Genomic DNA, 25,291 nt, shown 5'->3' with positions numbered 1-25,291 from the left:
TACCTGACGGTGGCGGAGTCACGCCAAGACACGACTCCGCCACCGCTCAGAGCCGAACCAGGTCGGCGAGCAGTTCCGGAAGCCCCGGAGAGCAGTAGACGTGCCCCATGCCCGGCACGAGGCGCAGCTCGGCGTGCGGGATGGCGGCCGCCAGCGCCGCACCGTGGGCGAGCGTGAGGACCGGATCCTGGTCGCCGTGCACGATCGTCGTCCAGGATCGCCAGCGCGTCGCCCGCCAGGTCGGACAGCCCGTACGGATGCCGGTCGAAGTCGACGACACTGGAGAGCCCGGTGTCGCGATGGTCGTACCGGATCACCTGCGCACCACGCTCGACGAGCCGGTCGACCAGCGCGTCCGGGCAGGTGAAAACCCTGCGCCGACGATCCCATGACCAGCAGGACGGCGGGCCGGCCGGGATCCCCGGTCCGCTCGGTCCACAGTCGCAGCGGTCCGGCGGTCACCATCGTCTCGGTCATAGCCGGCGACGGTAGGCGATCAGCCGATCGTCCGCCGCCGATTTCCGCGCCAGGACCGGATCATTGATCATCGCCGGCAGGACGCGTCACCCGGAGCGTTCTTGAACGATTTACCACCGCTGTGGGTGGCCAATCGTTCAAGATCGCATAACGTTGGCATCCAACACGCGAACTGGCGACTTGACATCCACGCCAGGCGATCGATGGAGAGACTCTCCGGCCACCTCGATCTTTCGCACGCGCCGGTGAACGGGGGCCCTCGCTCACGCGGTGTTCCGGCCAGGGCGAGCCTTCGGCAGTGAGCGCACACAGAAGCCGCCACGTGGGCGGCCGTCGCGTCCATATGCCACGTAGGCGACCACGACACTGCCGCCGTGTGCGCCCACCCCTGGTGTAAGCGCGATCACCCGGCCCGGGTGACAGGCGTCACGGCCGGAAGCGGGCGGACCCCGCGCCGGGCTCGAGTGACAGCGCCCCGCGCCGGGAGGCGTCCACCGCTTCATGCGGAATAGCTCGCGCGGCGATTCAGTCGGCGGGCGCGCTGGGGGCCTGGAGCCGCCGCGGGGTCGCGTGGCGGGTCACGGGGCGGGGAACGTGCGGTTGCGGGGTGCGCGGAGCGTACGAAAAGAGAGTTTTGGCCTTTTCGGTGACGGCACCCAGGGTGAGTGGCCCGCCGGTTGAGGGGTATCGACAGGGGCCGAGGACACCCGACCGTGCGGGATAGTGTTTCCGCTGCTCTCGGTATGGGCCGTGCATCGGATCCGGGTCTGGACGATCGAACGATTGCACCCCGGTCTGGCCATCAGGCACAACGCTGTTTGTGGGATTCCTACAAACTACGGTGCCCGACATGCATGATCCGGCGTATGGCTCGAACGGACGGTAGCCGAGAGGGTTGAGGCGAAGGAATCTGACGGGGCTGCAGGGAGGCTCGGCAAGTGTTCAGGCGTGTCGCGATCATCAACCGTGGAGAGAGCGCGATGCGCCTCATCCACGCCGTACGGGATCTGTCCGCGGAGACCGGGACCCGGATCGAGACGGTCGCCCTCTACACCGATGAGGACCGCACCGCGACGTTCGTGCGAGCGGCCGACGTCACCTACTCGCTCGGTCCGGCGGCTGCCCGCCCGTACCTCAATCATGGCCTCCTCGAGGAGGCGCTGAGGGCGACCGGCGCGGACGCGGCCTGGGTGGGCTGGGGTTTCGTCGCGGAGGATCCGGTGTTCGCGGAGTTGTGCGACCGGATCGGGGTGACGTTCGTCGGGCCGAGCGCGGAGGCGATGCGCAAGCTCGGTGACAAGATCGGCTCGAAGCTGATCGCCGAGGAGGTCGGCGTTCCGGTCGCTCCGTGGAGCCGCGGCGAGGTCGCGACCCTGGAGAACGCGCTCCGCGCCGGTGACGAGATCGGCTACCCGCTCATGCTGAAGGCGACCGCCGGCGGCGGCGGCCGCGGCATCCGCCGGGTCGACTCGGGCGCGGATCTGACCGACGCCTACGAGCGGACCAGTCAGGAGGCGCTGCGGGCGTTCGGCTCGGGCGTCGTCTTCCTGGAGCGCCTCGTGACCGGCGCCCGGCACGTCGAGGTGCAGGTCATCGCGGACGGGCAGGGCACCGCGTGGGCGCTGGGCGTGCGCGACTGCTCGGTGCAGCGGCGCAACCAGAAGATCATCGAGGAGTCGTCCTCGGTCGTGATGGCGCCGGAGCAGGCCGCCGAGCTGAAGGCGTCCGCGGTCCGGCTGGCGCTGGCCGTCGGCTACAAGGGCGCGGGCACGGTCGAGTTCCTGTTCCACCCGGGCGAGAAGCTGTTCGCCTTCCTCGAGGTGAACACCCGTCTCCAGGTCGAGCACCCGATCACCGAGATCACCACCGGCACCGACCTGGTGAAACTCCAGCTGCACGTGGCGTCCGGCGGCAAGCTGACCGGCACGCAGCCGCCCGAGCAGGGGCACGCCGTCGAGGCACGGCTCAACGCCGAGGACCCGGACCGGGACTTCGCGCCGTCGCCGGGCCGCATCGCCCGCCTCGAACTGCCGGCCGGCCCGGGCATCCGGGTGGACACCGGGGTCAGCGAGGGCGACACCATTCCGGCGGCGTTCGACTCGATGATCGCCAAGATCATTGCGTACGGGCGGAACCGTGACGAGGCGCTCGGCCGCCTGCGCCGGGCGATGGCCGAGACCACGGTCATCATCGAGGGCGGCTCCACCAACAAGAGCTTCGTGCTGGACCTGCTGGACCAGCCCGAGGTGATCGACGGCTCCGCCGACACCGGCTGGATCGACCGGGTCCGCGCGCAGGGCCGGCTGGTCAGCCACCGGCACTCGGCGATCGCGCTGGCCGCCGCCGGCATCGAGGCGTACCAGGACGAGGAGGACGTCTCCCGGCGGCGGCTGCTCACCACCGCCCACGGTGGCCGTCCGCAGGTGCAGCACGACAGCGGCCGTCCGCTCGACCTGAAGTTGCGCGGTGTCGGCTACCGGGTGCAGGTGTCCCGGCTGGGCGCCAAGCGGTTCCGGGTGGGCATCTCGGCGGGCGGCGATTTCGCGTACGCCGACGTGGTCAGCGACCGCTTCGACCAGCACAGTGGCCAGATGCTGGTCAACGGTCACCGGTTCCGGCTGGTCACGGCCACGCACGGCCCGATCCACACGATCGAGGTGGACGGCGTCACGCACCGGGTCAGCCGGGACGAGGGTGGCGTGGTCCGCTCCCCCGCCCCCGCCCTGGTGGTGGCCACGCCGCTGGCGGTCGGTGACGAGGTGGAGGCGGGAGCGCCGATCCTCGTGCTGGAGAGTATGAAGATGGAGAACGTGCTGCGGGCTCCGTTCAAGGCCCGGGTACGCGAGTGCCCGGTGGCCGTGGGCAGCCAGGTGGAGACCGGCGCGCCGCTGATGCGCCTGGAGCCGCTGGACGACTCCGCCGCCGAGGAGGCCGCCGACGCGGGCGCCGCCGTCGAGATCGAACTGCCCGCCGCGTCCGGCTACTCGGCGGACCGCGGGCTGGAGGATCTGCAGGCGCTGCTGCTCGGCTACGACGTCGACACGGCCGCGGTCAAGGAATACCTCGTGGCGCGTGCCGAACTCGGCCACCGGCCGCTCGACGGGGAGATCGAGCTGCTCACCATCGCCGCGGATCTGCTGGAGCTCAGCCGCAACAAGCCGGGCGAGGACTGGAACCCCGAGCCGGGCGACGCGGTGCACAGCCCCCGGGAGTTCTTCCACACGTACCTGCAGAGTCTGGACGCCGAGCGGGCCGGGGTCACACAGGGCTTCCAGGACCGGCTCACCCGGGTGCTGGCCCACTACGGGGTGGACGGGCTGGAGCGTACGCCGGCTCTGGAGGACGCGGTCTTCCGGATCTTCCTGGCCCTCCAGCGGTCGGCGGCGAGCGTCGGGATCGTGACGCAGATCCTGCGCCAGTGGATCGCCGGGAACCCGCCGCAGGAGCCGCTGTTCGAGCGGTCCGGCATCGCGCTGGAGCACTTGATCGAGGCTACGCAGGTGCGGTTCCCGTCGGTGTCCGACCTGGCCCGGGGCATCGTGTTCCGGTGGTACGCGCAGCCGCTGCTCCGGCGTACCCGGGCCGAGGTCTACGCCTCGGTCCGCGCCGACCTGCGGCACCTGGACCACCACCCGGACGCCCCGGACCGGGCGGCCCGGATCCAGAGCATGGTGGCCTGTTCGGAGCCGCTGGTCCGGTTGCTGGGGCAGCGGATCGGGCGGCCCGGGCGGGATCATGTTCCGCTGCTCGAGGTGTTGACGCGCCGGTACTACGACAACCGTGGGCTGTCGCCGTTCGAGACCCGTTCGGTGGGCTCGCTGCGTTTCGTGACGACGTCTCACACGGCTGACCGGGTTACCCGGGTGGCCGCCACCGCCGTCGACATCTCCGACTTGTCGGATTCGCTCGCGGCGCTCGGGCCTCTCGACGCCGACGTGGCCGACATCTATGTGTCCTGGGACTCGCAACCTTCCGCCGAGGAGATGGCGCATCACCTCGGTTCGCTGTTCGCTTCACTCCCGGTCGCCGGGGTGCGGCGGGTCACCACCACTGTGGCGGGCACCAGCGGTGCGGTCATGCACCACCATTTCACCTTCCGTCGCGATAATTCGGGCAATTTCGTGGAGGATCGGCTCATCCGGGGCTTGCACCCGCAGATCGCGCTGCGCCTCCAACTGGAACGGCTCCGCGAGTTCGACCTGACCAGGCTGCCCTCCACCGACGAGGAGATGTACCTGTTCAAGGCGGTCGCCAAGAGCAACCCGGCCGACGAGCGCCTGATCGCCATGTACCAGGTGCGCGACCTCACCGCGCTGCGCGAGACCGACGGCCGCCTGGTCGCACTGCCCGCACTGGAGCAGGGCGTCACGCTCACCCTGGACGCGATCCGCAACATCCAGGCGCAGCGTCCGCAGAACAAGCGGTTCGACACCAACCGGATCATGATGTACGTCTGGCCGGTCACCGAACTCTCGCTCGACGAACTGAACGCGCTGGTCCAGCGGATCCTGCCGACCGCCAGCGGCGCGGGCCTGGAGGAGGTGCAGTTCATCGCCCGGCAGCGGCGCTCCAGCGGGGAGCTCACCGAGGTGTCGGTGCGGATCACCCTGGAACCGGGCAACGGGGCGCAGCTGCACGTGGGCGAGCCGTCGACCGAGCCGGTGCAGCCGCTCGACGACTACCGGCAGAAGGTGCTGCGGGCGGCGCGGCGCGGGGCGGTGTACCCGTACGAGCTGACCGGTCTGCTGGGCAGCTTCACCGAGTACGACCTCTCCTCGTCCGGCGTGCTGGAGCCGGTCGACCGGCCGAAGGGGAGGAACTCGGCCGCGATCGTCGCCGGTGTGGTGACCACGCCGACCGAGCGCTACCCCGAGGGCGTCACCCGTGTGGTGCTGCTCGGCGACCCGACCAAGTCGCTCGGCGCGCTGTCCGAGCCGGAGTGTGCCCGGGTCATCGCCGCACTCGACCTCGCCGAGACGATGCGGGTGCCGCTGGAGTGGTTCGCCCTGTCCGCCGGCGCCCGGATCTCGATGACCTCCGGCACCGAGAACATGGACTGGGTGGCGGCCGCGCTCAAGCGGATCGTCACGTTCACCCAGGCCGGTGGCGAGATCAACATCGTGGTGGCGGGCATCAACGTGGGCGCCCAGCCGTACTGGAACGCCGAGGCCACGATGCTCATGCACACCAAGGGCATCCTGGTGATGACGCCGGACTCGGCCATGGTGCTCACCGGTAAGCAGTCGCTGGACTTCTCCGGCGGCGTGTCGGCCGAGGACAACTTCGGCATCGGCGGCTACGACCGGGTGATGGGCCCCAACGGGCAGGCGCAGTACTGGGCGCCCAGCCTGCCGGCCGCCCGTGACGTGCTGATGGCCCACTACGACCACACGTACGTCGCGCCCGGCGAGGCCGGTCCGCGGCCGGCGACCACGTCCGACCCGATCACCCGGGACGTCTCCGGCTTCCCGCACACGGTCGCCGGCAGCGACTTCGCGACGGTCGGGCAGATCTTCTCGGCGGCCCACAACCCGGACCGCAAGAAGGCCTTCGACATCCGTACGGTCATGCGCGCCGTGTCCGACCAGGATCACCCGGTGCTGGAGCGGTGGGCGGGCATGGCCGACGCGGACACGTCGGTGGTGCAGGACGCGCACATCGGCGGCCGCCCGGTCTGCCTGATCGGCATCGAGTCGAAGTCGGTGGCCCGGCGTGGGTTCCCGCCCACCGACGGCCCGGACACGTACACCGCGGGCACCCTGTTCCCGCGTTCGTCGAAGAAGACCGCCCGGGCGATCAACGCCGCCTCCGGCAACCGCCCCCTGGTCGTCCTCGCGAACCTGTCCGGTTTCGACGGCTCCCCCGAGTCGATGCGCAACCTTCAGCTGGAGTACGGCGCCGAGATCGGCCGGGCCATCGTCAACTTCGAGGGCCCGATCGTCTTCACGGTCATCTCCCGCTACCACGGCGGCGCTTTCGTGGTCTTCTCGAAGGCCCTGAACCCGAACATGACGGTGCTCGCCCTGGAGGGCTCGTTCGCCTCGGTGCTGGGTGGCGCCCCGGCCGCGGCGGTGGTCTTCTCCGGCGAGGTCAACAACCGCACCGCCAACGACCCGCGGGTCAGCTCCCTGCAGGCCCAGGTCGCGGTGGCGGGCGGCGCCGAGCGTTCCGCGCTCAACGCCCGCCTGGCCGAGGTCCAGCAGTCGGTGCGGGCCGAGAAGCTGGGTGAGGTGGCCGCCGAGTTCGACCGTGTCCACAGCATCCAGCGGGCGGTCGAGGTCGGTTCGGTCGACGCCATCGTGAGCACCGCCGAGCTGCGCCCGCGCATCATCGAGGCCATCGAACACGGCCTCAAGGGCTGATCTCCGTGACTCCGGCGTGGGGGGGGGGGGCGGGCCCCCCCCCCCCCCCCCCACGCCGGAGTCAGTTCTGCAGGTAGCGGATGACGGCCAGGACCCGGCGGTGGTCGGTGTCGGACGGCGGCAGGTCGAACTTGTTGAAGATGTTCGTGACGTGCTTCTCCACCGCCCGCTCGGTGACGCGGATCGCGGCGGCGATCGCCGTGTTGGTGCGGCCCTGCGCCATCAGCGCCAGCACCTCACGCTCGCGTGGGGTGAGCTCGGCGACCAGATCCCGGTGCCGGGTACGGCCGAACAGCTGGGTGACCACGTCCGGGTCGAGCGCGGTGCCGCCGGCCGCCACCCGGTGCAGGGCGTCCACGAAGTCGTCGAGCTTGGCGACCCGCTCCTTCAGCAGGTAGCCGACCCCGTCGGAGCCGCTCGCGAGAAGCTCGGCCACGAACGCCGTCTCCACGTACTGCGAGAAGATCAGCACCCCGGTGCCGGGCCAGTCCCGGCGGAGCCGGATCGCGGCGCGCAGGCCCTCGTCGGTGTGGCTCGGTGGCATCCGGATGTCCACGATCGCCACGTCGGGTGGCTGCGCGGCGACCGCCTCGAACAGCGCCGGAACGTCCTCCACCGCGGCGAGCACCTCATGCCCCCGAACGGTCAGCAGCTGAGCGAGGCCCTCCCGGAGGATCGCGGAGTCCTCGGCGATCACGATGCGCATGTCTCGTCAGGGCCTCTCCGTAGGTGCCGGGCAGGGGATCTCGACGGTGACGGTGGTCGGCCCGCCGGCCGGGCTGTCCAGCGACAGCCGCCCGTCGACGACCCGGATCCGCTCGGACAGCCCGGCGAGCCCCCCACCCGCCCGCAGGAAGGCGCCGCCGCGCCCGTCGTCGTGGACCCGCAGCCGCAGAACATCCCCCTGAAGATCGACTCGAATCGTAGCGGCGGCCGCCCCGCTGTGCCGTCCCGCGTTGGTGAGCAGCTCACACACCGTGAAGTAGGCGATGCTCTCCACCGCCGGCGGTGGCCGCCGGGGCAGGCCGACCTCGACGGTCACCGGCACCGGGCTGCCGGCCGCCACCGTGGCCAGCGCCGCGTCCAGGCCGTTGTCCAGCACCGGCGGATGGATCCCGCGGACCAGATCGCGTAGCTCGGACACGGCCGTGGCGAGGGTGTCCTGCGCGGTGTCGACCGCTTTGGCGACGCTCTCCGGCGGCGCGTCGGCGGCGATCAACTCCCGGACCATCGCCAGGTGCATCCCCACCCCGATCAGCCGGGCCTGGGCCCCGTCGTGCAGGTCCCGCTCGATCCGCCGCAGGGTGACGTCGGCGTCCTTCACCGCACGGTCGCGGGACTCCTTCAGGTCGCTCATCCGCTGACCGGCCCGGCTCGGCCCGAGCAGCCCACGGATCAACAACCGTTCGCCGACCAGGACCAGCCGCACCATCCAGGGAGCCAGCAGGATGACGACCGCCCCGAAGACCCAGGTGACCGGCACCCACCCCTGGAAGGCGTGCTCCTGGAACGGGAAGAAGGTCAGCGTGGCGAATCCGTACACATAGCAGCCGGCACCGACCAGCAACGACAGTGGCGCCACCACCACCTTGACCAGCGGGTATGCCAGGGATTTCCAACCCGCCGGATCTCTGAGCACGGCCCGCCGCCACCCGAACGCACCGGGGCCGGCCGGTGACCGGGCCGGCGCCGGCACCCGCTCGCTGATCAGCCGCGCGGCCAGACCGCGGCGGCGGGCGCTCAGGCCCGCGGCGGCCCGCAGCACCCCGGCCAGCAGCCACAGCCCCAGCGGAGTGATCGAGAGAACGGCCCCGACGAGGGTCGAGAACAGCAGGAGGACGGCGCTGACCAGATCGATCGGCAGCACCAGCAACAGGTAGGCCAGCTCTCGCCACGACTGCGGCTCGGCGATGGCGGTCACTTTCCTTCTCATCGCCAGCCAGCATTCCCGCTCGGCGCAACCCGGCGCCATGGGGTTAGCTGCCGCCCGGGTAGCCGGTTTTCCGCACCATCGGCAGAGAGCCTGCCCGACTGTGCCGGAACCCGCCGCTGACCAGGCTGAACGGCATGCCTCGCCGTCTGGTCACCCCTCGCAAAGCCGTCCTTGCGGCCGCCCTCTCCGGGCTGGCCCTCCTCGGCGGCTCCGTGCTCGGCCCGGCCCGCGCGACACCGCCGGCGACCCCGGTGGGGACCGCCGGCTGGCTCGCCGATCCGCTCGCTCCACCGGACCCGGTCACCGCCACCCCGGCCCGGGTGGCCGCCTTCTTCGCCGGCCTCGCACCGGACGACGCCACCGCGCTCACCCGCCGCTTCCCGCGGGTCACCGGCAACCTCGACGGCGTGCCGGCGGAGTTGCGCTACCTGGCGAACCGGCTGGCACACCCGGAGGCGGCGGACCGGCAGATCCTCGGGTTCGACGACCGGGCCGACGGGCGCGTCATCGAGGTGCTGGGCGATCTGGACACCGCCGGCCGCGTGGTGATCCTGGTGCCCGGTGTGGACACCGATCTGGCCGGGTTCGACACCGGTCTCGGTGGCGTCCGGCGCCGGGCGCCCGCGTGGCAGGCCCGCCGGCTCCACGACCGGGTCCGGGCCGCCGACCCGGGCGCCCGGGTCGCCGTGGTGGCCTGGCTGGGATACGACCCGCCCGAGGGCATGGGCCGGGACACCGTACGGGAGGATCGCGCGGCCGACGGGGCGCTGGCCCTCCAGCGGTTCGCCGACGGCCTGGTGCTCGGCCACGCCGACCGGTCGATCGTCGTGGTCGGGCACAGTTACGGCTCCACCGTGGCCGGTCTCGCCGCACCCGGGCTACCCGCGCAGGTGACCGACATCGTCGCGCTGGGCAGCCCCGGCATGGGCGTCCCCGACCGATCCGGCCTGCGCACCGGCGCCCGGGTGTGGGCCTGCGCCTCCCCCGGCGACTGGATCCGCCGCGTCCCCGGCGTACGGATCCTCGGCCTCGGCCACGGCCGCCTGCCCTCCGACCCCGAGTTCGGCGCGCTGCCTCTGCCCTGCGACGACGTGGACGGGCACGACGGCTACTTCGAACCCCACACCACCGCTCTGCAGGCGCTCGCCGACCTGGCGGCCACCCTCCCGGACGGCGACCCCCGATGATCCTGGACGCGTTCGAACTCCTGGCCCGCTGGGGCCGCGCCCGCTCCTCCTTCGGCTCCCCTCCGGCCCACGCCGCCCGCACACCATCCGGGAGCGGCCCGGCGGCGCCGGCCGCGGGCACGTTTGCCGCCATCGGATGCGGACGAACGCCCGGCGCTCCGGGGCCGCCCCATCCCCACCGGTGGTCGACCCTGTCCGGTTGGTCGTGGGCGCTGTCCCGGAGCATCCGAGGCAGCCGGGGATGGGCGGATCGGCATCGGTAGGGTCGCGTGCGGGGAGTGAACCGAGCACGGAGGACGGATCTCGGTGACGGTCGGAACCCGGCAGGCACGGGCGTGGTCGCCGCGGCGTACGGTGGTCGCGTTCGGGCTGGTCAGCCTGACAGCCGACATGGTCTGACGGGGGTGCGCGGTCGATCTACGGCCCGCTGTGAAACCCGACCGTGTGCACCCACCCGACCGGGGAGGGTGGATCTCGATCACGAAAGGGCTGTGGACGCGGCCATCACCAGGTGCCGTCGTCGTGGACGCGGGGCGGCAGCGTACCGGTGATCAGCGTGGTGAGCGCGGCACCCATGTCCGCGCCGAGATACCACTCCCCGCCATGGTCCAGGGAGAACACCCGGCCCCGCTCGTCGATGGCGAGGACGGTTTCGCCGTCGCCCTCCACCCCGAGCGGGAACAACGGCACCCCGAGGACCTGCGCGAACGCCTCCAGCGTCTCGACGGTTTCGGCCGCCATGCACGGGTCGACGGCGAACATCCGCCGCCGCAGCGCCACCCCGGGCCCGTCCTGCGTGACGTACAGGCCGGCGAACTCGGCCAGCGCCCGCGACGCCGCCGTGAAGATCCGGTGGCTCACGCCGTACCCCGCATGGTTTTCGATCCGGCGCTCCGCCGACCAGCCCGCGCCCCGCAGCACCTCGGCCACCTGGTCGCTGAACTCCCACGACGACGCCGGACCGGAACCGGCGGCCGGGCCCGGCCCGGGAACGAACCGTGGCAGAAGGCCCTCCTGGCCTTGCGCGGCGGCGTCGGGGCTCAGCCCGAGATAGTCGAGGAACAGCATGACCGGCAGCCCGGACCGCAGCCGGCTCCCGCTGAGCGGATCGCCTTCCTCCCGGATCCGGTAGGTCTCCAGTCGCGCGCCCCGCACGAGTTCCCGCAGCTCGGGCAGGGCCATCAGGGGCAGCCCGGCGGCCCGTCGGCCGTTCTCCTCGGCGTGGAACAGTTCGGAGAACACCACGGCTTCCGAACTCCGCTCGGCCCCACGCTCGCGATAGTGGGCGGGCATCGTGCCGAAGAACGTTTCTACCGCGGGATGCAGCGGCTGGTCGGTGTCGGAGCGCAGGCTGAGCGCGACCCGGCCGCGGCCCGCGATGGTGAGCCGGCTCATCGTCGCCGGGTACCGTCGCGGGCCGGCCGGCGCCGGCGCGGGCCGGAAGTCACGCATGTACCACGCGGCCAGGTTGGCGGGCGGTAGCGTGCCGCCGATCACCAGCTCGCCGGTGTCCCGGTCGAGGATCATGCTGGGTGGCCCGTGCCCGCTGCGGGTCCGGGCGGAGATCACCCAGCCGCGGGCGAATTCGTACAACACCGCTTCGGCTCCCGGGCAGACGTCCTCGACCCACTTCCGCGCCAGGTCTTCCGCATCCGTCCTGGTGATCGCCATGCCGCCCACTCTGCTATCCCCACGCAAACTCAGGGTCGTCGATACGCCAACGGCCGCCGCTCTACGGATGACCGTCGATCGCCGGCGTGCCGTTCACGTCGAAGAAGACCGGGGTCATCGCACCTGCTCGAAGCGGAACTCCCGGATGAAGCAGTCCCGGGGCTGCCCGACCGCGAACATCACGCAGTCGACCACCGACCGGGCGGTCAGGGCGCTCCCAGCCGCACGCGGCCCGTCCTGCTCGAAGTCCGGCGGGAACAGCGAGATCACCCGGATCCCCTCGGGCCGCAGCCGGTGCGACAGGATCCCGGCAAACCCGGCCTGCGCGTGTTTCGCCGCATAGAACGCGGGATGCGCGTCGGAGCGATGATTGCCGGGCTCCCCACAGCCGGAGATCATGTTGACGATGTCCGGCCGCTCCGACCGGCGCAGCAGCGGCAGCAGGCGCTGCGTCAACAGCACGGTCCCGGTGGCGCCACCGGCGATGATCTGCTCGACCTCGTCATCGGAGATCTCGCCCTCCCGATACTGCGCCGCGTTGTTGACCAGCACGTCGATCCGGTTGGTCCGCCCGGCCACGGCGTCCGCGAACTCCCGCACCGAGCCCGGGTCGGCGAGATCGCATCGGAAGGCCTCGGCCCGCCCGGCCGCACGCTGGTTGATCGCGTCGGCGGCCCGCGAGGCCGCACCCTGGTCACGGGCGGAGAGGAACACCCGGGCGCCGCGCGCCGCGAACGTCTCGGCGAGGAGCAGCCCAGTGTCACGGGCGGCTCCGGTGACCACCACCCGCATGTCGTCGAATTCCATGTTGATCACTCAATCACGCGGTCACGGGCAGAGATCCGGTGACTCGCGTCATAGCCTGGACCGATGGCCACCTTCGTACTGATCCACGGCGCCGGTGACGTCGGCTGGTACTGGCATCTCGTCGAAGCCGAGCTCCGGAAGCGGGGCCACGACACGGTGGCCCCCGATCTGCCGTGCGACGACGACACCGCCGGCCTGTCCGAGTACGCCGACACCGTGACGGCCGCGGTCGGCGACCGTACCGATCTGATCGTGGTCGGTCAGTCGATGGGCGGCCTGGTCGTCCCGCTGGTCGGCGAGCGCCTGCCGGTGCGGATGCTGATCCTGGTGGCCGCCATGATCCCGCTGCCGGGTGAGTCCCCCGCCGACTACTGGACCGCCACCGGCTACGCCGACGAGGCCTGGGACCGGTACGACGACGAGATCGCCCTGTTCTACCAGGACGTCCCGCCGGATCTGGCCGCCGAGGCGGTCCGCCGCTCGTCCCGCCAGTCCGAGACCCGGATGTCCGAGCCGTCCCCGCTGCGCGCCTGGCCGGATGTGCCGACACGGGTGCTGCTCTGCCGCGACGACCGCATGTTCCCGCCCGCCTACCTGCGCCGGGTCGCCACCGAACGCCTCGGCATCACCCCCGACGAGATCGACGGCGGCCATACTCCGGCGCTGAGCCGCCCCGCCCATCTGGCGGAAATCCTCGACGCCTGCGCCGCGTCCACCCGGTAGTTTCGGGGCCCATGGAGAACGGCTACGTCATCCTGCCCCGCCTGCTGTCCGATGAGGAGCTGGCCGCCGCCGTCCAGCACGCCGACGACCTGCTGAAGGACGCCGCCTGGAGCGACAACGACTTCGACGGCCGCCGGACCAGGCGGGTGTACGAGCTGCTCAGCCGGGTCGGCGCGTTCGAGCCGCTCCTCACCCACCCACGGGTGCGGGCCCTGGTGACCGAGGGCCTCGGCGAGGTCCACCAGTTCGGGATGCTGTTCCTGTCCGCGGTGGACCCCGGCCAGGGCGCCCAGGCGCCGCACTTCGACGCCGGTGTCTACCCGCTGCCGCGCGACGTGGAGGCCGAGGTCAACGTGATCTGGGCGCTCGACGACTTCACCACCGGGAACGGCGCCACCCTGATCGCCCCGGGCAGCCACCTGTGGCCGGCCGGCCGCCGCCCGCGCCCGGACGAGCTGATCCCGGTGGTGATGCCCGCCGGCAGCGCGGTCGTCTACAGCGGCCGCCTCTGGCACGCGGCCGGCCACAACCGGGGTGAGGCGACGCGGCGCGCCCTTATCTGCGAGCACGTCCTGCCGTGGCTGCGCCCCGCCGACAACCACACCCTCGCGACCGGAGTCGAGGGACTACGGTCGTTGTCCCCGGAGTTGCGCCGCCTGGCCGGTGTGGCGCCGGCGAGCCCGTACCACGGCTTCATCGGCGGCCAGGACCCGGAGCAATGGCTGCATCGATCCATACTGGGGTGATGACGCGGCGCCGCTTCTGGACAGTGACGGCTCTCCTGGCCTGCAGCCTGCTCCTTGCCGCCTGGACGGTGTTCCTGCTGCGGCTCGGCCTCGACCGTGCCGACAGGGCGTCGAGCGTGGCGAGCGCCGTCCTCACCTTCGTCTTCGGCGCCGCCGGCGTGTGGCTGGCCTCGGCCTCCCGCCCGCAGCCATCCCCACCCGAGCCGTCCGGACAGACCCAGATCAACACCGCCAAGGACCAGGGCAAGGTGTACGGGGTCCAGCACGGCAACATGATCATCGGCGACGCGCCCCGGCCGCCCGATGGCCGATAGGACCCCGGCCCGCCAGGTCAACACGGCCCGCGACAGCGGCACGGTGTTCGCCGTCCAGGACGGCGACCTCCATGTCCACCAGCGCATCGGCACCATTTCATCGACGAGCTGGAGTTCGGCGAGGCGGCGTTGCCGGGTGACGGGCAGCCGAGCCGCCTGCTGAACGCGAGCCGCGCTGACCAGAGCTCTCGACTATCCGGCCGCGGTGGTGGCGGTGCAGTCGACCGCGGTGGCCGACAGTCCGGCGGCAGCCACGCGGGTGCTCGACGACCATGCCATGGTCTATCCGCCGCAGGATCCGGACACCCGTTTGGAGCCGCTCTACCCGGATCGGCTGGCCGAGGACTTCGTGGCCCTGCAAACCCCGGGTCACGGCGTCCCCGCTTTCCACCCCGATCCGTGGGCCGGCAGCGCGCTACGCGACCTGATGAGCGCGGGTCCGCGAGGCGTCAGCACGGCGCTGCCGCTGCTGGTCGAGGCGACCCCACGGTGGCCGCACCTGGTGGACCGCCTGCTCGTGCCGCTCCTACGGGAGCGGCCCCAGTTGGCTATCGAGGGCGGCGCCCCGGCGCTGCTGGCCATCGCGGCCGCGCGGCAGATCCCGTTGGATGTCCTGACCTCGATCGAGACCCTCCTGCCGAGCGATCCACCGGACGATCTGTGCACGGGGATCGCGGCCATCACCGAACGGCTCGTCAAGGACCTGGCCGGCAACAGCATCGATGCGGTGCAGGCGGTCCGGGTCCTGCAGAGGCTCGGCTCGCGGCTGTTCGACTCCGGGCGTGTGACCGAGGGCCTCGCGTTGCTCGTCGAGGCGGTGGCCGCGACCCGGAGACTGGTCGCGGAGAACCGCGCCGTACACGCGAGACGGCTGGAGTTCTCGCTGCGCACGGTCGGGCGTGCCCACATCCGGGTGATGAACTGGACGGATGCCGCAGCGGCACTGGGCGAAGCGATCGGACTGTGGAGCAGCGATGATCTGGGAAGCGCACTGTCCGGGGCGGAGATCGCGACGTGCCTGTCGGAGTTGAGCCTGGCTTTGTGGCACACCGGTGAAGGGTCGGCTTCGCTGTCGACCCGGCACCGGGCCATCGCACACCTTCGCCGCCTGGTGACCGCCCACCCCGATTATCGGATCACCCTGATCCGGGCGCTCGTGCAGCAGGCGGAGCAACTGCGCCGCGGCAAGCACGGACAGGCCTCGCTGGAGGCGCTGGACGAGGCGGTCGACCTGCTGCGCGCTGTGGCCGGCGACGGGGCGGGGCTCGAGGTCGACCTCGCCGCCGCGCTGCTCGGCCGGGCGAAGACGCTGACGGCGCTACGCCGTCTGGTCGAGGCACAGCACGCAGCCTCCGGGGCGGTCCGCATTCTGCGGAGCCACGCCGGTCTGAACATCTCTTACGACCAGGATCTGGCTCGCGCCCTGGAGGTCGAGACGACAATCCTCGCAGCCTTGCGCCGATTGCCGGAGGCTATCGATGCGCAGGCGAAGGCCATCGGTATCCATCGGCGTCTCACCAGGATCAACGCCACGCGGTACGGCTTACCACTCGCGACCGAACTGGTGGATTTCGCCCGCCTCTGCCTGGACGCGGGTCAACATCAGGACGGTCTGGACGCTCTGACCGAGGTGGTCGGCCTGCTGGAGAAGGGCCTTTCCGTGGCTTCCGGCGAGGCCTCGCGAGGAACATCATCCGGCACCTCGTCTGCTATCACGAGTTGACGGCGACCACCTCGGTGCTACACGTGACCGTGATGATGCTGGCCACCACGTCGGAGAAGGAAGTCGCGGACTACCTCGATCACGCCCCGCCCAAGACCGTTGCGGCGATTCTCGCCCATAGCCGATTCGGCCTGTCCCAGAACCTCGTACTGGGTTACATGGATCGGGGCCTCGCCGACAAGGTTCGGATCCTGCGGTGGGAGATCCTCCGTGGGCGGCCCGATCGGCCCGGACCGCCCACGGAGAGATCAGCACCAGGTCAGGGTTGAGTTGACCCGTGTGACGTTGGTGACGACGTTGTTGGAGCCGGTGCACGGGCTCCACCGGATGTTCGTGTTGCTCACCGTCAGGTTCCTGAAGGTGATGTTGGCCGACGGCGCGAACTCGGTCCGCGACGAGATCCGGACCTCCCCGCCGCCGCTGATCGTTCCGGACACCCCGGCGATCGTCACGTTGTAGCAGTTCTCGACGAGCACCGAGTTGTTGCCGGTGTTGGCGATGTCGACCCGGTCGATGACCGCCCCGCCGCTCTCCGAGACGCAGAAGACGCCACGCCCGCCACCACGGGCCTTGACGGTTCCGACGCGGATGTTCGTCGGGTAGGAGCTGCCGATCCGCCCGTTGCGGTTGGCCATCCGGAAGGCGGCGTAGCCCGTACCGGTTCCGGCGTTCTCGGCGTCGACGGTGCCGACCGTGGCGTTGATCGTCTGGTTGAGCAGCAACCCGGACTCGCCGACGCCGCGGGCCGTGACGGTGCCGATCGTGATCCCGTCCACGCCGTAGGTCTCCACCGCGTGCGAGCTGGCGCCGGAGACGTACACGGATCCGATCTTGATGTTCTTGGCCATGACCGCGGTGTTGCCGTAGTTGTCGATGCGCACACCGAGGCCGCGGGACAACCGCATGTCGATGACGCCGAGGGTGAGGTTGTTGACGCTGCGGGCGAAGATCCCGTAGAGCGGCGCCCCGGTGACGTTGAGGTGCGCGACCTCGACGTCGGTGGTGCCGCGGGTGTAGATCGGGGCGTAGTCGCCGCTGCCGCTGCCGGTCACGTTGATCGTGCCGCACACGTCGATGAGCGTGTAGCTGGGCAGCGAGATCCGTGATCCGGCGCTGATCGAGCCGGATCCTCGTACGAGGACGTTCTGTTTCGAGGTGCGGCTGGGCAGGGCGCTGACCGCGGCCTGGACGGCGGCGCGCATGTCGGTGCCGGTGTAGACGGTGGAACCGCCCAGCTTGGAGGTCCAGGTGCTGCCGCTGAGGACGGCGCTGGCCTGGTAGGTGAGGGCGCCGCAGTCGGCCGCGCTGGCCGTTCCGGTGCCGAGGGCGATGCCGCCGGACGCGACGAGCACGCCGGCAGCTACGAACAGGGGGATACGGGGACGCATCGGGTGCTCCGGTCTCTGATCGGGGATGTCCGAGATGAGCGTTCGATCCGCTGAATGTTAGCGATAACTTGGAACCTGTCAAGGTTTCTCGCGCGTTTCACGCAAGCGCTTACGTAAAGACTACTACCTATGGAAGTGTGGCGTTGACGTGCGGATGATCCGCGTGCAAAGCTGCCGAAACTATCGAGCATCATCAATCGCAGCTCAGGCTGTGTATGAAACGTTTTAGCTGGAGGATGCAATGTCGGTCAGCAGGCGCGCACTCCTGCGCGGCGGTATCGCCGGGCTAACCCTGGCCGGGCTCGGCGGATGCGGCGACGACGGTGAGAGCGGCGGCAAGAAGACGCTGCGGTTCGCCTGGTGGGGCAGCGAGGAGCGGGCCAAGCTCACCCAGCAGGTCGTCGACCTGTACGTCAGCAAGCACCCGGACGTCGAGATCAAGACGACGTACGCCGCCTACGACCCGTACTTCCAGAAGCTGGCCACCGAGATGAGCGGCGGCAACGCCCCGGACGTGCTCCAGATGGGCGACCGTTACCTGCGTGAGTACGCCGACCGCAACACCCTGCTCGACCTCACGCCGCACCTGGGCAGCAAGATCCAGACCGCGGATCTGGAGCAGAAGCTGTTCCCGGCCGGCAACCTCGGCGCCCAGACGTTCGGCCTGCCGATGGGCCAGACCACCCACGTGCTCCAGTACGACGCCAAGCGCTGGGAGGAGGCCGGCGCGAAACTGCCCGCCGACGGCTGGACCTGGACCGACCTGAAGGACGCCGCCGCCAGGGTGTCCGCGAAGTTCGGCCCGAAGGTGAGCGGCCTGAGCGACCCGTTCGGCATCGAGGACTGGTTCGGCGACTGGCTACGCCAGCAGGGTAAAGACCTCTACACCGCGGACGGCAAGCTCGGCTACACCGAGGCCGAGATCGTCGCCTGGTGGAAGCTGGGCGAGGAGTTCCGCGCCGCCAAGGCCCTGACCCCGCCGGAGGTCACCGCCAACACCACGCTCACCCCGTTCCCGCGCAAGGAGTCGACCGCCGAGTTCTGCCCGGACAGCACCGTCGGCATGACCTCCTGGGACACCTACGGCAGCGAGTTCTCCCTCTCGCACTTCCCGACCGCGGGCAACGGCATCGGCCAGTTCACCCAGCCGCCGATGATGCTCAGCGTCGCGAAGCGCACGAAGAACCAGGACGCCGCGCTCGCGTTCGTCGACTTCTTCCTCAACGACCCGGAGGCCGGCGCCATCCTCGGCATGGCCCGCGGCCTGCCCGCCAACCTCAAGATCCGCGAAACGCTGGCATCCACGCTGACCGACGAGTGGAAGGCCGTCGCCGCCTACGAGGCGAAGGTGTCGCCGCAGCTCCTGCCCGCTCCCCCGCCGCCGCCGAAGGGCGCCGGCGTGGTGAAGACCCAGTTCCAGCGGATCTACGACGACGTCATGCACGGCAAAGCCAAACCGGAGGAGGCCGCGCCGCGCCTGATGAGCGAGATCCAGCAGGCCCTCGGCGCATGACCACCGTGCTCGAGCGACCACGCACCAAGGTCAAGACCAGATCGAAACCGGTGCGACGGTACGGGGAGAGGCCGTCGATCGCCTACCTGTTCCTCTCGCCGTGGGTCGTCGGGGCGGTGTTCCTGACCGCCGGCCCGATGGTGTGGCTGCTCTACCTGTCGTTCACCGACTACGACCTGTTCACCGCCCCGCAGTGGGTGGGCCTGGACAACTACGTGCGGATGCTCACGGTCGACCCGCACTTCTGGAACGCGGTCTGGGCCACCACCAAGTTCGTGGTCATCTCGGTGCCCGCACAGCTGATCGCCGCCCTCGGTGTGGCCATGCTGATCAACCGCAGGAGCCGGGCGCAGGGCTTCTACCGGTCGGCCTTCTACGCCCCGTCGCTGCTCGGCGCGAGCGTGAGCGTGGCCCTGGTCTGGCGGGTGATCTTCCACGACTGGATCGGCCACCCGGACCGGGCCCTGCTCGCGCTGGTCCTGCTCGCGGTGTGGCAGTTCGGCGCCCCGATGGTGATCTTCCTGGCCGGGTTGCAGCAGATCCCGCAGGAGTACTACGACGCCGCCGCGGTGGACGGCGCCGGCCCCTGGCGGACCTTCCTCAGGATCACCGTGCCGATGCTGTCGCCGGTCATCTTCTTCAACCTGGTGCTCGACACGATCCGCGCCTTCCAGGTGTTCACCGGCGCCTACGTGGTCAGCAACGGCACCGGCGGCCCCAGCGACTCGACCCTGTTCTACACGCTCTACCTCTACGAGAAGGGATTCGTGGAGTTCAAGATGGGCTACGCCTCGGCCATGTCCTGGTTCCTGCTCCTGGTCATCGCCCTGATCACGGCGCTGCTCTTCCGTACCGCCAAGGGTTGGGTCTTCTACAGCGGAGACGAGTCGTGAGCCGGCGGCTGTGGCACCCGGCCGTGATCCTGCTGCTGATCCCGCTGCTGTACCCGATCGTCTGGCTGGCGTTCGCGTCGTTCAAGTCCGGCTCGGAGATCGTGCAGAGCCTGGCGCTGCTGCCGGAGGAGTGGATCCTGGACAACTACCGGGCGCTCGGCGACGACCTGGCCGGAGTGTCCGCGGGGCGGTTCTTCGTGAACTCGACGATCGTGGCGGCGAGTTGCGCGATCGCCAACGTCGCCAGCTGCTCGCTCGCCGCCTACGCCTTCGCCCGGCTGCGGTTCCGGCTGCGCACGCCGCTGTTCGCCTTCACCCTCGCCACGATCATGCTGCCGGTGCACATCGTGACGATCCCGCAGTACTCGCTGTTCCAGAAACTCGGGATGGTCGACACGTTCTGGCCGCTGATCCTGCCGAAACTGCTGGCCACCGACGCGTTCTTCATCTTCCTGATGGTCCAGTTCATGCGGACGATCCCGCGCGAGCTGGACGAGGCGGCCCGGCTGGACGGCTGCGGCTCGATCCGGATCTTCGGGTCGGTGGTGCTGCCGCTGGTCCGGCCGGCCCTGGTCACCACGGCGATCTTCACGTTCATCTGGACCTGGAACGACTTCTTCACCCAGCTGATCTATCTGTCCTCACCGGAGAAACTCACCCTCCCCCTGGCCCTGCGGCTGTTCATCGACACCACCGACTACAACGCGTTCGGGCCCATGCTGGCGCTGTCGGCGCTGGCCATCGTGCCGATCCTGCTGTTCTTCGCCGCGTTCCAGCGGCTGCTGGTCGAAGGTTTCGCCACCTCGGGCCTCAAAGGCTGATCCCCCACCCGAAGGAGCCGGTGCAGCATGCCCGACATCTCCCGACGTACGTTCGTGCGCGGTCTCGCCGCCGCCCCTATGGCGCCGTACATCCCTTTCGAAGCGCCCGAATCGATCCCCGCCGCTGTCACCGCCGTCGTCCCCGCGCCGGAGACCGTGACGCTGAACTGGCTCGAAGGTAGGCCCGGCACCAACGTCGGCAGCACCTGGGGCGTCCCGTGGCCGAAGGGCGCGGTCCCCGCCGACTCGCCGTTCTCGCTGGCCGCCGCCGACGGAGCCGCTGTCCCGGTACAGAGCTGGCCGATCGGCTACTGGCCGGACGGGTCGCTGAAGTGGAGCGCGCACGCGCTGCCCGCCGATGCGCCCGTATCCGATTCCTACACGTTGTCGCGGTCCGCCGGAGTGACCGGAACCCGTGCGGTGGCGGTCACCGAGGCTCGCGAAACGGTCACCGTCGACACCGGCGTCGTTCTCTTCACCATCGGACGGCGCGGCTCGGCGCTCATCCGGTCGATCAGCCGGGGCGGCACCGAGATCGCCAATGAACTGGAACTGATCAGTCTGCGACAGACCACCATCGAGGATGACGACGAGCGGCGCGGCTCCCGGGAGAGGCTGACCAGCTCGATCTCGAAGGTGACGGTCGAGCAGCGGGGTCCGGTCCGGGCGGTGGTCCGGATCGAGGGCGACCACCGGCGGCGCGGGAGGTCGTGGCTGCCGTTCATCGTGCGGCTCTACTTCTACGCCGGGGCCGAGCACGTGCGGGTGGTGCACACCTTCCTGTTCGACAGCGAGGGGCAGAAGGAGTTCATCGCCGGGCTCGGCGTGCGGGTCGGGGTGCCGATGCGCGACCAGCCCCACGACCGGCACATCCGGCTGTCCGGCGACGGCGACGGGCTTCTGCGCGAGGCGGTCAAAGGCATCACCGGCCTTCGCCGGGACCCCGGAGCCACGGTACGCGCGGCGCAGGTCGCCGGCGAGAAGCTGCCCGACCCGGCGACCTGGGATCAGCGGGTCACCACCCGGTTGCAGTACATCCCGGCGTGGGGCGACTACACGCTCAGCCAGCTCAGCTCCTCCGGCTACACCATTCAAAAACGGACCAGGGCGGGGTACGGGTGGGTCGGCGTCGACGCCGGACAGCGGGCCGCCGGGTTCGGGTACGTCGGCGGGGTCAGCGGTGGGCTCGGGTTCGGGATGCGGGACTTCTGGCAGAAGTACCCGGCACAGCTCGACATCCGGGGCGCCGACACCGACCGGGCCACGGCGACGATCTGGATGTGGTCGCCGGACGCCGGGCCGATGGACACCCGGTTCTACCACGACGGGATGGGCCAGGACACGTTCCCGGAACAGCTCGAAGGCCTCAACATCACCTATGAGGACTACGAACCCGGGTTCGGCACGCCGTACGGCGTCGCCCGTACCACTGAATTGATGTTCTTCGCCCTGGCCGCGACGCCGCCCGCCGAGCGTCTCGCCGCGCTGGCCCGGACCGTCGTCGCTCCGCCGCAGGTCGTCGCGCCGCCCGCGCACCTGGCCGCGTCCGGTCCGTTCGGCGGCCTGTTCAGCCCGGTCGACCGGTCCACACCGGCCCGCGCCAAGGTCGAGGACCGGCTCGACTTCCTCTTCGACTACTACCGCGACCAGACCGAACAGCGCCACTGGTACGGGTTCTGGAACTACGGCGACGTCATGCACACCCCCGATGTGGACCGGCACGTGTGGCGCTACGACGTCGGCGGGTACGCGTGGGACAACTCGGAACTGTCCCCCGACCTGTGGCTGTGGTTCGCCTACCTGCGCAGTGGGCGGGCCGACATCTTCCGGTTCGCCGAGGCGATGACCCGGCACACCGGCGAGGTCGACGTCTACCACCTCGGCAGATGGGCCGGGCTCGGGACGCGGCACGGGGTGCAGCACTGGGCGGACAGCGCCAAGCAGCAGCGGATCAGCACCGCCGTCTACCGGCGGATCTTCTACTTCCTGACCGCCGACGAGCGGGTCGGCGACCTCATGCACGAGCTGGTCGACTCGGACCAGACGTTCCTGGCGCTCGACCCGCTGCGCAAGATCCGTACGGAGCCGTACACGCCGGACCCGCACGCCCTGTCGATCGGCCTCGGCACCGACTGGAGCGGCCTGGCCGCCGCGTGGCTCACCGAATGGGAGCGGCGCGGCCCGAAGGCGGCCGTCGCCGAGAAGAAGCTGCTGGCCACCATGCGGACCATCGGCCGGATGCCGAACGGGTTCGTCACCGGAAGCGGCCTCTACGACATCGACACCGGCGAGTTCGCTCTCGCCCAGAGGACGGTCAGCGTGTCGCATCTGAGCGCCATGTTCGGCCAGGTGGAGGTCTGCGCCGAGCTGATCGGCCTGGTGGACCTGCCGGAGTTCGAGAAGGCGTGGTTGCAGTACTGCCGCCTCTACAACGCCACCCGCGCCGAACAGACCGCCGAGTGCGGCGCCCACTTCGGCACGCTGATCCTCAAGCAGGGCCACTCCCGCCTGACGGCCTACGCGGCGGCCCGCCTCGGCGACGCCACCCTGGCCGCCCGGGCGTGGACCGAGTTCACCGCCACCGACGGCTACACCGACGCCTCCCCGTGGCAGACCACCCACCTGACCGGCCCGGCCGTCCTCAACACGGTCGACGAGGCGCCCTGGGTCGACACCAACACCACCGCCCTGTACGGCCTCGCCGCCATCCAGAACCTGGCCCTCGCCGCCTCCGCCCTCCCCTAGCCCCGCCGTGGTCCAGCCGGCCCTCAGGGCTGTCTCAGCGTGCGGGAGACAGCCCTGGCAGCCAGCTGGATCTTCGCGGCTGGCCGTGGGGCTGTTTCGGAGGGGCGAGACAGCCCTGAGGGCCGGCTGGACCACCGATCTGCGCCCGGCGGGCGCGGCACAGGCGGGAGTGGGCAGCCAGGTCGCGTGGCAGGGCGGAACTGTCCTGGTTGAACGGGACGGGGTCGGGCGTACCGGAAATGGTTTCGATCCTCTGGAAGTCGCTGGGAAATGCCGGAGCGGAGGATGATCATCGCGCGTGCGGTCCGGCTAGCCTCGGCCGCGAGAAGGCCACCGGGGGGAGCGGGCGATGAGCGCCGAGATTCAGCTGATCAGTGACGGGGATGGCCTGGCGGTCATCGGGGCGGCGACGGATGTCGAACGTTTTCTCGTCTCGGAGGGGCTGCCGTCGCCGAAGGACCTCGGCCTGCCGCGGCTCAAGACCGTCGCCGGTGTCGCGTCCGCGGTCGCCAAGGCGGGTTCGGAGATGTCCGCCGAGTCCGGTCGCTGGGTGCAGTTGACGCGGGAGTCGGCGGATCTCGTCCACAAGTACGGGCTGCGGCAGAACGCGGCGAACAAGCTCTTCACCGGCGTGCTGAAGGGCGACAGCGGACAGATCAGGGGATTCGTCGAATTCGCGCAGGGACCGGGATCGTTTCTGGCCAATCCGGCGGTTCTGGCCGGGGTGGCGGGAATCATGGCGCAGGTCGCGACGAAGCAGAAGATGGATGAGATCGCCGATTATCTCGCCAAGATCGACGAGAAGGTCGACGACGTGCTGCGCGCCCAGAAGGACGCCGCCCTGGCTCGCATGATCGGCGTCGCGTTCATGATCGAAGAGACCATGATCATCCGGGAGCGGCGGGGACGGGTCGACGACATCACCTGGTCCAAGGTGCAGGCCGCGCCCGCGACCATCGCGGAGACCCAGGCCTACGCGTTGCGCCGGCTCGACGCGCTCGCCGAGAAGCTGGAGAGCAAATCCGCGATCAGCGACCTCGCCACGACGGCCCGGGAGGCGCGGACCAGGGTCGGCGAGTGGCTCGCCGTTCTGGCCCGCAGCTTCCAGTTGCAGGACGCGATCGCGGTGCTGGAACTCGACCGGGTGCTGGACGCGTCCCCGGAGGAACTGCACGGGCACCGGCTCGGGCTGCGGGACGCCCGGCAGAACCGCCTCGATCTCATCGCCCGCAGCACCGAGCGCCTGCTCGACCGGATGAACACGGCCGCCGCCCGCGCCAACGAGCAGGTGCTGACGAACCCGCTCAGCTCCCCGGCCGTCGTCGAGGCGAGCAACCATGTGGCGTACGGCATTCACGACTTCCGCGCACGGCTCGGCATCGAGACCGGCGGCCGGTCGGCGCGGGCCCGGCGGTGGGTCGACGCGGCCGTGGAGGTGCGGGACAGCGCCCTCGAAACCGGCGCGAAAGGACTCGACGCCGCCATGAGCACCGGCGCGAAAGGACTCGACGCCGCCATGAGCACCGGGGCCAAGGGGCTCGACGCGGCCATCGGCATCGGGGGTGAGGCCCTCGACAAGGCCGGCGCGGTGACGAGCATGCTCTCCAGCGGATTCGCCGGGCGGCTGCGCAAGCTGCGCGGGGACGACGGGCAGCGCGCCATCGAGTCCTGAGGTACGGCCCGTTTCGCGGGCCGTACCTCAGAGGTCACGCTGGGCGGGTGGCTGCGGTCCTGCTTCCCAGGCACGTGGGTTGCCCGCTCCCGGCAGCCGTCATCCACGGTCTGCCGGGAGCCGCTCACCGTGACCGTGGTGGTGGGTGCGTAAAGGTGCGTGGCAGATCGGTGGTGCCTGTTTCTCGGTTGCGGATGGCCGCGATGTCAGGTCGCATTCGGAGGGCTGCGGCGTCATTCCGACTCGCCGGCGATCTTGGGTGATGGTGGCTCCCGGGCCGATCTTGATTCCTGGTTGCCGTCCGGCAGCCAATCAC

Annotated in this window: 17 protein-coding genes; 11 read left to right on the top strand and 6 right to left on the bottom strand. The window is 70.5% G+C overall.

Annotated elements, in window-relative coordinates; genetic code table 11:
- Nucleotides 1-46: 46 nt before the first annotated feature.
- Nucleotides 47-280: an alpha/beta fold hydrolase gene (locus tag KZ829_RS34140; protein ID WP_220147972.1), complete on the bottom strand. Its 234-nt coding sequence runs from the start codon at nucleotides 278-280 to the stop codon at nucleotides 47-49.
- Nucleotides 281-1,415: 1,135 nt separating this feature from the next.
- Between KZ829_RS34140 and KZ829_RS34135 the strand changes: the two genes are divergently transcribed.
- Nucleotides 1,416-6,839: an ATP-binding protein gene (locus KZ829_RS34135; RefSeq protein ID WP_220147971.1), complete on the top strand. Its 5,424-nt coding sequence runs from the start codon at nucleotides 1,416-1,418 to the stop codon at nucleotides 6,837-6,839.
- A 61-nt stretch (nucleotides 6,840-6,900) separates the two neighbouring features.
- Here the strand turns inward: KZ829_RS34135 and KZ829_RS34130 are convergent, their stop codons facing one another.
- Both KZ829_RS34130 and KZ829_RS34125 read right to left on the bottom strand, forming a co-directional pair.
- Complete coding sequence (locus KZ829_RS34130) at nucleotides 6,901-7,545, bottom strand: response regulator transcription factor (protein ID WP_220147970.1); 645 nt, start codon at nucleotides 7,543-7,545, stop codon at nucleotides 6,901-6,903.
- Nucleotides 7,546-7,551: 6 nt separating this feature from the next.
- On the bottom strand, nucleotides 7,552-8,772 hold the full coding sequence (locus KZ829_RS34125) for a sensor histidine kinase (protein WP_220147969.1): 1,221 nt from the start codon (nucleotides 8,770-8,772) through the stop codon (nucleotides 7,552-7,554).
- 134 nt (nucleotides 8,773-8,906) lie between these two features.
- Between KZ829_RS34125 and KZ829_RS34120 the strand changes: the two genes are divergently transcribed.
- On the top strand, nucleotides 8,907-9,959 hold the full coding sequence (locus tag KZ829_RS34120; RefSeq protein WP_220147968.1) for an alpha/beta hydrolase: 1,053 nt from the start codon (nucleotides 8,907-8,909) through the stop codon (nucleotides 9,957-9,959).
- A 504-nt stretch (nucleotides 9,960-10,463) separates the two neighbouring features.
- Here KZ829_RS34120 and KZ829_RS34115 read toward each other — a convergent pair.
- Together KZ829_RS34115 and KZ829_RS34110 are read right to left on the bottom strand one after the other, a co-directional pair.
- Nucleotides 10,464-11,630 carry an SUKH-3 domain-containing protein gene (locus KZ829_RS34115; RefSeq protein ID WP_220147967.1) on the bottom strand — a complete coding sequence of 389 codons (1,167 nt, stop codon included), beginning with the start codon at nucleotides 11,628-11,630 and terminating at the stop codon, nucleotides 10,464-10,466.
- 114 nt (nucleotides 11,631-11,744) lie between these two features.
- Nucleotides 11,745-12,437 carry an SDR family oxidoreductase gene (locus tag KZ829_RS34110; RefSeq protein ID WP_220147966.1) on the bottom strand — a complete coding sequence of 231 codons (693 nt, stop codon included), beginning with the start codon at nucleotides 12,435-12,437 and terminating at the stop codon, nucleotides 11,745-11,747.
- A gap of 63 nt (nucleotides 12,438-12,500) precedes the next feature.
- On the opposite strand from KZ829_RS34110, the gene KZ829_RS34105 reads away from it, so the two are divergent.
- The 4 genes from KZ829_RS34105 to KZ829_RS34090 all read left to right on the top strand — a co-directional run bounded on the left by KZ829_RS34105 (nucleotide 12,501) and on the right by KZ829_RS34090 (nucleotide 15,943).
- Nucleotides 12,501-13,160 (top strand): alpha/beta fold hydrolase, encoded by a 660-nt coding sequence (locus KZ829_RS34105; protein WP_220147965.1) that lies wholly within the window; start codon nucleotides 12,501-12,503, stop codon nucleotides 13,158-13,160.
- An 11-nt stretch (nucleotides 13,161-13,171) separates the two neighbouring features.
- The gene (locus KZ829_RS34100) at nucleotides 13,172-13,906 is read left to right on the top strand and encodes a phytanoyl-CoA dioxygenase family protein (protein ID WP_220147964.1); all 735 of its coding nucleotides are present in this window, start codon (nucleotides 13,172-13,174) and stop codon (nucleotides 13,904-13,906) included.
- Complete coding sequence (locus tag KZ829_RS34095; RefSeq protein WP_220147963.1) at nucleotides 13,906-14,220, top strand: hypothetical protein; 315 nt, start codon at nucleotides 13,906-13,908, stop codon at nucleotides 14,218-14,220. Before KZ829_RS34100 ends, KZ829_RS34095 begins: the two co-directional genes overlap by 1 nt.
- A gap of 214 nt (nucleotides 14,221-14,434) precedes the next feature.
- On the top strand, nucleotides 14,435-15,943 hold the full coding sequence (locus KZ829_RS34090; protein WP_220147962.1) for a hypothetical protein: 1,509 nt from the start codon (nucleotides 14,435-14,437) through the stop codon (nucleotides 15,941-15,943).
- 248 nt (nucleotides 15,944-16,191) lie between these two features.
- Here KZ829_RS34090 and KZ829_RS34085 read toward each other — a convergent pair whose 3' ends face one another.
- On the bottom strand, nucleotides 16,192-17,331 hold the full coding sequence (locus KZ829_RS34085; protein WP_246636756.1) for a hypothetical protein: 1,140 nt from the start codon (nucleotides 17,329-17,331) through the stop codon (nucleotides 16,192-16,194).
- A 241-nt stretch (nucleotides 17,332-17,572) separates the two neighbouring features.
- On the opposite strand from KZ829_RS34085, the gene KZ829_RS34080 reads away from it, so the two are divergent.
- The 5 genes from KZ829_RS34080 to KZ829_RS34060 all read left to right on the top strand — a co-directional run bounded on the left by KZ829_RS34080 (nucleotide 17,573) and on the right by KZ829_RS34060 (nucleotide 24,975).
- Nucleotides 17,573-18,844, top strand: coding sequence for an ABC transporter substrate-binding protein (locus KZ829_RS34080; protein ID WP_220147961.1), 1,272 nt, complete (start codon nucleotides 17,573-17,575; stop codon nucleotides 18,842-18,844).
- Nucleotides 18,841-19,737 (top strand): carbohydrate ABC transporter permease, encoded by an 897-nt coding sequence (locus KZ829_RS34075; protein ID WP_220147960.1) that lies wholly within the window; start codon nucleotides 18,841-18,843, stop codon nucleotides 19,735-19,737. The genes KZ829_RS34080 and KZ829_RS34075 overlap by 4 nt, the downstream gene beginning before the upstream one ends.
- Nucleotides 19,734-20,558 (top strand): carbohydrate ABC transporter permease, encoded by an 825-nt coding sequence (locus tag KZ829_RS34070; protein WP_220147959.1) that lies wholly within the window; start codon nucleotides 19,734-19,736, stop codon nucleotides 20,556-20,558. The genes KZ829_RS34075 and KZ829_RS34070 overlap by 4 nt, the downstream gene beginning before the upstream one ends.
- Before the next feature lie 27 nt (nucleotides 20,559-20,585).
- On the top strand, nucleotides 20,586-23,303 hold the full coding sequence (locus tag KZ829_RS34065; RefSeq protein WP_220147958.1) for an exo-rhamnogalacturonan lyase family protein: 2,718 nt from the start codon (nucleotides 20,586-20,588) through the stop codon (nucleotides 23,301-23,303).
- 349 nt (nucleotides 23,304-23,652) lie between these two features.
- Nucleotides 23,653-24,975, top strand: coding sequence for a hypothetical protein (locus KZ829_RS34060; protein WP_220147957.1), 1,323 nt, complete (start codon nucleotides 23,653-23,655; stop codon nucleotides 24,973-24,975).
- Nucleotides 24,976-25,291 lie beyond the last annotated feature (316 nt).

Source organism: Actinoplanes hulinensis (assembly GCF_019429605.1).
GTDB lineage: Bacteria > Actinomycetota > Actinomycetes > Mycobacteriales > Micromonosporaceae > Actinoplanes > Actinoplanes campanulatus.
Note: the sequence above shows the minus strand (reverse complement) of the source record. Positions and strands in the feature narration are given on the sequence as shown.